This is a genomic window from Falsiroseomonas sp. RANM36 (assembly GCF_056682175.1).
Window position 1 is genome coordinate 282318 of record NZ_JBWXTD010000006.1, and the last position, 2320, is coordinate 284637.

Here is a 2320-nt window from a genome sequence, read left to right on the forward strand (position 1 = left end):
CCCCCCGGGCGGCCTCCGGCCGCCGGGATGGCGTTCAGCAGCTCGATCGAGCGGCGGCCACCCTCGGGCGCCAGCCGGAAGAAGGCGTCGATCACCGGCTGCTGCATCGCGGCCTTCCAGGTCGCGCTCTCGGCCGGCGTCTGCTCGTGGATGGTCATGCCCTTGGCGCGCAGCTCGCCGACCGCGGCCGCGGCCGTGTCCTCGGTGACCTTGAGCTGGTCCTGCTCGGCCTTGCGCGCCGCCGCCTCGATGAAGCCGCGCTGCGCGGCGGTCAGGCCGTTCCACCAGCGCGGATTCACATAGACATGGCTCATCACCGTGAAATAGGGCGCGACCGTGCCGAACTTCTGGATCTCGTAGTAGCGGCGCGACACCGCGGCGGAGACGTCCGTCAGCCCGGCATCCAGCACGCCGGACTGCAGCGCCGGCGCGACCTCCGGCCCCGGCATCGCGGAGGGCGCGGCGCCGACGGCGGTCAGCGCGTGGTCGGTCAGCGCATTGAGGCCGCGGATCTTGAGGCCACGGAAATCCTCGAGGTTGACGATCGGGCGGCGGTTCGAGGTGAAGATGCTCATCCGCGTGGTGTAGAGCCACATGAGGTTCTTCACCGCGCGGCGCTCGAGCAGCCCCTCGAGGAAGGTGGCCGCCTCGCTACCCGGAAAGCGGGCGATGCGCGGATAGTCGGTGAACATGTAGGGGATCGTCACCACGTTCATCTCGGGGATGGTGGTGCCCCACTGGAAGTTCACCGCCGCCGCCGCCTCGAAGGCGCCGCGCGCCACGCCCGGGAAATTCTCTCCGGCCTTGGCGAGCTGTTCCGCGGGGAAGACCTGCACCCGCACCTGCCCGCCGGAGCGCTGCGCGACGTCCTCGGCGAAGGCGGCGATGACGCGGGCATTGTGATGGGCGGGCGGGAACTGGTGCGAGAGGCGCATCGTTACCTGCGCCTGGGCGCGGGCGCTGCGCAGCGCTGGCGTCGCGGCCAGCAGCGAGCCGGCGGCGAGCAGGGTACGGCGGTTCATGGGTTCCTCCCCGAGCGATCGAAGCGATGCGCGACCTTTGCGGCAGCGCCATGCACCGGTCAATCGCCGAGGGAAGATGCGATGATACGGAAAACGCGCCGGAACGGGCCAGGGAATGGGCGCGACAGGGATTGAACCTGTGACCCCCACCGTGTCAAGGTGGTGCTCTCCCGCTGAGCTACGCGCCCGCGCTGCCCGTTCGGTGCGGAGCGATTGCTTAGCCAAGCCGAAGGACCGGCGCAACCCTGCTCCCCGCCTGCCTCCATGCCCCGGCGGGGATGACAAGCAAGGCAGGGCTGTGGCTTGATCGGATCGCGCATGGACCTGCCGGCCCCCTCCCCCGCCGCCGACACTGCGCCGCCGCCCGTCCGGGTGTCGCGGCCGGTGCGCCAGAGCGTGCCGCTGATCTTCGCCTCGCCGCATAGCGGCGCCCACTACAGCGCCGAGTTCCTGGCCGAGGCGCGGCTGGACCCGGTGGCGCTTCGGCGCAGCGAGGACAGCTTCGTGGACGAGCTGTTCGCGGTCGCGCCCGGCTTCGGCGCACCGCTGCTGGCCGCGACCTTCCCGCGCGTCTTCTGCGACGCGAACCGCGAGCCCTGGGAACTCGACCCCGCCATGTTCGACGGTCCGCTGCCGGACTGGGTGAACAGCGGCTCGCCCCGCGTCGGCGCCGGGCTCGGCACCATCGCCCGCGTGGTCGCGAGCGGAGAGCCCGTCTATCGCCACAAGCTGCCTTTCGCCGAGGCCGAGGCGCGGGTGCGCGCCTGCTGGCAGCCCTACCACGCCGCGCTCGGCGCCCTGATCGCCGAGACCCGACAGGCCTTCGGCCACTGCCTGCTGCTCGATTGCCATTCCATGCCGACGCACCCCGTCCAGAGTGTGTCGCCGGCCGATTTCGTGCTGGGAGATGCGCATGGCACCTCCTGCGCGCCGAGGGCGACACGGATCGTCGAGGATGCGCTGGCCGATCTCGGCTACCGGGTGCGCCGCAACGATCCCTATGCGGGCGGCTACGTCACGCGGCACTACGGCCACCCACGGCAGGGCGTGCATGTACTGCAGATCGAGATCGCGCGCCGGCTCTACATGGACGAGGCGCGGGTGGAGCGCGCACCGGGGATGGGCAGGCTGCAGCGTGATCTGCGGGACTTCATCGCCCGGCTGGCCGCCGAGGACTGGACCTTCCTCGGCCGCTGAGCCGGGCCGCGAGGCCGGCCAGGGAAGGACGGACGAAAAAAACGGCGGGGGCGGGGGGGGCCGCCCCGGGTTGGGGGGGGAAGGGCCAGGAAGACGCCCAA

The 2320-nt window shown here is 71.5% G+C and carries 2 protein-coding genes and 1 tRNA gene; 1 reads left to right on the forward strand and 2 read right to left on the reverse strand.

What is annotated here, in order from left to right; genetic code table 11:
• A partial coding sequence (gene dctP, locus AC1MIR_RS22910; protein WP_480030498.1) for a TRAP transporter substrate-binding protein DctP occupies positions 1 to 1022 on the reverse strand: 1022 nt, incomplete at its 3' end.
• Positions 1023 to 1138: 116 nt separating this feature from the next.
• Positions 1139 to 1210: transfer RNA gene (locus AC1MIR_RS22915), tRNA-Val, on the reverse strand.
• 130 nt (positions 1211 to 1340) lie between these two features.
• Between AC1MIR_RS22915 and AC1MIR_RS22920 the strand changes: the two genes are divergently transcribed.
• The gene (locus tag AC1MIR_RS22920) at positions 1341 to 2219 is read left to right on the forward strand and encodes an N-formylglutamate amidohydrolase (RefSeq protein ID WP_480030499.1); all 879 of its coding nucleotides are present in this window, start codon (positions 1341 to 1343) and stop codon (positions 2217 to 2219) included.
• The last annotated feature ends 101 nt before the right edge of the window (positions 2220 to 2320 follow it).